The sequence below is a fragment of the Arthrobacter sp. HMSC06H05 genome (assembly GCF_001807395.1).
Taxonomy (GTDB): domain Bacteria; phylum Actinomycetota; class Actinomycetes; order Actinomycetales; family Micrococcaceae; genus Pseudoglutamicibacter; species Pseudoglutamicibacter albus.
Map to the genome: position 1 here is coordinate 1 of NZ_KV788990.1, position 5,232 is coordinate 5,232.

A 5,232-nucleotide genomic window follows, 5' to 3' on the forward strand; every position below is an offset into this window, starting at 1 on the left:
AAACCAGTCCAACTTTCGGGGGCTAGTTCAAAGAACCAGGCGGGGTTTGTGCGCTCTAGCCCCCGGCGCAGCCCTCCCCCTGACCATCAGACCCAACCCCAGCTCACGCTAAGGGTAGGCTTACCAGTATTATGTCGAAGAGCCAGAACACCATGGATCCCCTCGCGATCAGCGCCACCCGACCCACTTCATACGTTGATCACCAGCTGCTCGATACCCCAAGCGAGCGCGGTCATCGCATCATCCGCGCTGAGGTCTGCAGCATCAGTGCTCCGGCAAAGAATTTGCGTCGGATCGCCGTCCAGTCACCCGAACTAATGGGTTGCCAACTCTCTGGTCCTGATGAGTTCTTTGGCCTCCTCATGCCCCCGACCCCCGGCGCGCAGCTGCACCTTCCAGATCACGATGGTGGCATTAACATCCGCGCCAGCGTGGCGGCTATGCCGGAGGGGCGGCGCCCGATTCTGCGCTGGTACACCGTCCGAACACTTGATTCCGAACGCGGAATCCTCACTTTCGATGTGGTTACGCACGGCATAAGCAGCCCTGATGACGAGCACATCGGCCCCGGGCTTTCTTGGGCGTTGAACGCCCACGTCGGCGATGACGTCGCTCTGTGGACATGCCAGGGTCTGTGGCATCGTCAGCAGGCTTCCCAGACCTTGATTGCCGACCCCTCTGCAGCGCCTTCCCTCCGCGCCATCCTGGAGTACACGCAGACCTTCGCGCCCGAACAGCTACCCGAGATGCACGTGATTGTGCTTGCCGAAAGCCAGCACGACCTGGAACCGCTGCTACGTGAACACTGGCAGGACAAGGTAGGCAGCTTAAAAGTTATTCTCCGCCCTACGACAGAGTTCAGCGGCGCCACGTCATTGACTCGTGGGGTCTTAAGAGCGACTCCGTGCAATGGTGCCCGTACTGGTTCATCGGCAGGGCTCGCCCTTAGCTCGGGTCAGATGACGCCAATCCCGAGCACCTAGCCACCGCCCTCTGCGGTGTGGCGCTAGGAGGCCTGGGTGGGGTTGTCGACGACTCCTCGTGGCACGATGATCGGCGCTGTGCCACGGGGGTCCTCCCACACCTCAGCGCGCAGGCCATAAGCCTCGTGGAGCACATCCTCCGTTAGCGCTTCCCGCGGTGCGCCCTGCGCGATCTTTTTCCCACCCTTCATCACGATCATGGTGTCGCTGAAGGCACCAGCCAGGCTGAGGTCATGCAGCACCGTCACGACTGTCTTGCCCTCCCGAGCGAGCTCGCGCACGATCCCCAGGATCTCCATCGCATGCGCTGGGTCTAGGTAAGTTGTCGGCTCATCCAGCAACACGACTGGTGTATCCTGCGCCAGCACCATCGCCATCCAGACGCGCTGCCTCTGGCCACCAGAGAGCGCCGCCACATCACGAGCGGCAAGGTGGTCAGTCGCTGTTTTCTCCAACGCCTCCCGCACCTTCTTCCGGTCCTCGGAGGGCGATTCGCTCCCACCCCACAGCGCGCGCCGGTAGGGGTGCCTCCCACGCTCCACCAGCTCCCCTACCGTCAGCCCCGGCGGGCAGATCGGATGTTGCGGCAAGAGCGCGATGAGACGAGCTGCCTCGCGGGCGCCCAAGCCGTGGACGTCCTTATCCGCGACGAGCACCCGCCCCTGGCTGGGAACGAGAAGCCTGGACAGGGCCTTGAGCAGGGTGGACTTGCCACAGCCATTGGGGCCAAGCAGCGTCGTGACCTGCCCCGGCTGCGCTTCAAAAGAGACATCCTTAACGATGCTCCGGTCCTCGCTGTAGCCGACCGTCACGTGCTCGACTCGCATACTCATTGGATCGTTCCTTTCACAGTTCCGCGACGCGCGGCCGACCACACCAACCAAATCAGCGCAGGTCCGCCGATAATCGCGGTCACCAACCCCACAGGAGCAGTAAAGGGCAACGCACCTGCCACCACCGCGCACACGGCCATGAGCGCGGATCCCGCAACAGCCGAACACAACGGATGAGGCGTAGGGGTACCGGCCACCAACTTGGCCAACTGAGGAGCCAGCAACGCGATAAAACCGATGGGCCCAACAAAGGAAACCACGACCGCAACGATGCCGGTCGCTGCGATAAGCAAGATCGAGCGCACCCGGGTGACATTCACGCCAAGGGTGGAAGCGGTGGCGTCGTCATGAGCAAAAAGTGGAAGATCGACCGTGACGACGAGGCCCAAGACCACGAAAGGCAGCATGCCCAACACCATGGGCAACAACGCTTCGGTGCGTACGAAGCCGGTGGAACCAGCGAGCCACGTTTGAGCATCGGCAGCACGGGTCAGCTCTGCTTTGAGCAAAAGATACTGCACCAAGGCCTGCGTAAGAAAAGAAAGCGCCAGGCCAATGAGCACCACGCGCTGAGAGGTGCCAAAGCCACCGAGCAGCATAAGCAACGCGACAATCACCAGGGAGCCGATGAGGGCGAGTCCCGCACGCCACCAAAACGTCGGGATACCCTCGCTCCATGCCGGTCGGGCAAGCACTGTGCCCGCAACGACAAGCACTGCTGCGCCCCCGGAAACGCCGAGGATATCGGGGCTGGCTAGCGGATTGCGGGCCATGGCTTGAGTCCATGATCCGGCGAGCCCCAGGGCCGCGCCAACCACGACGGTGGCGATGGCCACGGGAAGGCGCAGATCCCACACAACGTTGATCGCCTGGCGCGTACCGCCACCGGTGAGAACATCAAGCACCTCAGCCGGGCTGAGCTTCACAGCCCCCTGCCCAAGAATGAGGAAATAACCGAGCACCGTGGCGGCGGCGAAGCCTAATGTCGCCAGGAAGATACGCCTGGTGCGAGCGCGCTTGACTGCGTGCAATGCCGTCATCCCGCTCACACTGCCACCTCCGCGTCTTTCGAGCCCGAAATGCCTCGCCGACGACGAACCGCCGCGACCATAATGGGCGCACAGCCGATAGCCAGAACAATCGACATCTCGAGTTCATTCGGCTGCAGCACGAAACGACCAACAATGTCTGCCAACAACGTGGCAGCGCCGCCAACCACCGCGGTGGGCACCAGCAAGCGCGTAAGCCCAGGGCCGGTGACAGGCCGCAGCAAATGCGGTACGGCAAAGCCCACAAAAGTAACAAGCCCCACGGTGGCGGTCGCCGAACCGGCAAGAATAACCACCGCAGCGGCGGCGAGCAGACGTGCTCGGGCGGGCGAGCCACCCAGGGAACGAGCCGCATCCTCACCCATGGCCAGAAGGTCCAGTGGCCGTGCCGCTAACGCCGCGCACAGTGCCCCGAGGGCTAGGCCGACAGCAGCCATCAGCACGTCATCCATACCGCGCCCTGCGGTGGAGCCGACGGTCCAGCGGCGCAGTCCCTCCAGGGTGTCGGAGGAATAGAGGCTCAGCATATTCGTGGCTGCTTGCAGGGTGAAGGTGACGCCGACGCCTACCAGCACCAGCGTCAATGGGTCGCGGGAGACCCGGGAGATAAGCAGGACGACCAGCGCGGCAATGGCCGCACCGATAAGCCCTGCCACTGCCCGGTGCCCGACCGTCGTCGCCCACCCCACGGTGAGTGAGACGGCGACCGCGAATCCCGCGCCGGCGTTGACACCGATGATGCCGGGGTCCGCCAAGGGGTTGCGTGTCCAGCTCTGCGCGATCGCTCCCGCCATGGCGAGGGCTGCGCCCGCGAACACAGCCAAGAGAGTGCGGGGCACGCGCAGGTCCCAAACAATCCCTGCCTGCTCTGCGCCAGCGGTGGAATGTGGCGCGTGGTGCGGTCCGTGCAGGAGGATGCTGGTCACCTCCCCCATCGACAGGCTGCGGGCCCCTAGGTACAAGGAGGCGATCATCAAAAGCACCAGAAAAGCCAGTGCGCCAAGCGTAACCGCGACAACGGACAGGGGACGCCTAGCCCCCGCACCGCCACGTAGGCGTTGTGCGGGAGAGGCGAGCGGTGAGAGCGCTTTGATCACAGAACTTCTGCAGCTAGACCGCGTCGGAGAACTTCTCGACGGCCCACGGGATGGTCAGGGGGTTGGGCATGCTCATCGCGTTACCGACGTTCTCCTCCATCCAGTACACCTTGCCCTCGCGAACCACCTCGAGCTTGCTGAAGGTTGGATCCTTCTTCAGAGTTTCTGCTGCCCCCTGGTAATCGAGCACAAAGAGGTAATCCACGTTGTTGAGCTCGTTGTAGTTCTCGGGAGCGATGTCGCGGTAGAACTCACCGCCATTGCCCTCAAGCTCCTTCGGAATGTCGAAGCCCAAGTTCTCGATGAACTGCCCTCGACCATCGCCGGAGGTGTACAGGCCAATCTTGCCCTCGTAGGGCATGACGATAGCTGCGCGCTTGCCCTTGAGCTCGGGGTGCTGCTTTCGGAAGTCCTCGAAAGCCTTCTGCGTCTCCTCGACGAGCTTGTCCCCTTCCTCCTTCTTATCCACAGCCCTCGCGATCTGGGCTACCTGGTCTCGCCACGGGATCTGCCAGTCCGTTGTCCCCTCTGGCTTGACGGTGGTTGGGGCAATGTCGTTGAGAGCCTTCTTCGCCTGCTCATCCACGGCGCTGTTCACAGCGATGATCTTGTCGGGATCGGCAGCCGAAATCTTTTCCAGAACTTCAGCAGTGAAGCCGTTACCGGTGCCGTAGACAGTTTCTGGCTTCTCGTCCCCAAGCTTGTCGGTTGCCCATGGGCCAACGCCCGAGGCATCCACATCGCCCTCCGCACCCCACGGCGCTACCAGGACAGGCTGGATTCCGAGAGCGAGCAGTGTATCGGCGTCCCCGAGCCCAACTGCCGCGATCCGCTCATTGCCTGCCCCTTCCCCTCCTGAGGCCTGCTCCTCCCCTCGCGCGCAACCGGTGAGAACGAGGGCGGATACAGCCAGAGCTGCTGTGGTCTTGATAGCCGCGCGGCGGCTCAGAGTCTTCTTCAGGAACATGTCGGGCCTTAAAGTGTGAGAGTTTTGGGTGCTTCGACTGCAGCGGGACATCGCGGTGCAAGCGACCCAAAATATCCGGAAAGAATACTCCGGCAGGTCACGGGCACAGCATGACGCGCAACAATTTCAAAATAATACCAAGGGTAGCCTAACCTTACAAACCCTCGGCTTACTCGCTGGTAGCGATGCCCAAAACTAGGACCCACCCCAAGTACCACCAACAAACCCCGCCGTGTTCCACACACAGCACAACCCCCGCGCGGTTCCTCAGAATGAACTGCTCCCCTTTAGTTGGGCTGAGAA

The 5,232-nt window shown here is 62.5% G+C and carries 5 protein-coding genes; 1 reads left to right on the plus strand and 4 read right to left on the minus strand.

The window, feature by feature from the left end; all coding sequences use genetic code 11:
• The first annotated feature begins 131 nt into the window (after positions 1–131).
• Complete coding sequence (locus HMPREF3160_RS07765; protein WP_256174184.1) at positions 132–983, plus strand: siderophore-interacting protein; 852 nt, start codon at positions 132–134, stop codon at positions 981–983.
• Between the two features lie 23 nt (positions 984–1,006).
• Here the strand turns inward: HMPREF3160_RS07765 and HMPREF3160_RS07770 are convergent, their stop codons facing one another.
• From HMPREF3160_RS07770 to HMPREF3160_RS07785, 4 genes are all read right to left on the minus strand, one after another.
• Positions 1,007–1,816, minus strand: coding sequence for an ABC transporter ATP-binding protein (locus tag HMPREF3160_RS07770; RefSeq protein WP_070491591.1), 810 nt, complete (start codon positions 1,814–1,816; stop codon positions 1,007–1,009).
• A complete protein-coding gene (locus HMPREF3160_RS07775) occupies positions 1,813–2,856 on the minus strand; it encodes a FecCD family ABC transporter permease (protein ID WP_070491595.1) in 1,044 nt (347 codons plus the stop codon). The genes HMPREF3160_RS07770 and HMPREF3160_RS07775 overlap by 4 nt, the downstream gene beginning before the upstream one ends.
• 5 nt (positions 2,857–2,861) lie before the next feature.
• Positions 2,862–3,839, minus strand: a complete 978-nt coding sequence (locus HMPREF3160_RS07780) for a FecCD family ABC transporter permease (protein ID WP_198020645.1) — start codon at positions 3,837–3,839, stop codon at positions 2,862–2,864.
• A 136-nt stretch (positions 3,840–3,975) separates the two neighbouring features.
• Positions 3,976–4,929 (minus strand): iron-siderophore ABC transporter substrate-binding protein, encoded by a 954-nt coding sequence (locus HMPREF3160_RS07785; protein WP_035756203.1) that lies wholly within the window; start codon positions 4,927–4,929, stop codon positions 3,976–3,978.
• Positions 4,930–5,232: the final 303 nt, after the last annotated feature.